1 protein-coding gene is annotated in these 280 nt (G+C 60.0%); it reads right to left on the bottom strand.

Annotated features, from left to right (window positions below; genetic code table 11):
* A partial coding sequence (locus tag AC1RPN_RS08935; protein WP_481763835.1) for a hypothetical protein occupies positions 1 to 205 on the bottom strand: 205 nt, incomplete at its 3' end.
* Between the last annotated feature and the right edge of the window lie 75 nt (positions 206 to 280).

A 280-nucleotide genomic window follows, 5' to 3' on the forward strand; every position in this document is an offset into this window, starting at 1 on the left:
CAATTTGCAGGCGGGTCGGATTTGTGTCGATGCGTTGCTGGCGTTCCGCGTAGAACACGTTGACTGTCAGCGAGCCGCCGACTGCCGGATCGATCGAGTTGTAACGAATCGGCCAGTTGCCCGACGCAGGAAGCGGAGGGACCGGAGTAACCGAGCCGTCGTCCGTCCACGTCAGGGGCTGGCCAGCATTGATCGTGGCCAGCAAGCCGAACCCATCATGCGAATCGCGACCCCAGATATGGTATTTACTTGCGTCATATACTGCGGGCCACGTGAGCGT

This window comes from Dellaglioa sp. CoH-57-MRSF-20 (assembly GCF_056781955.1).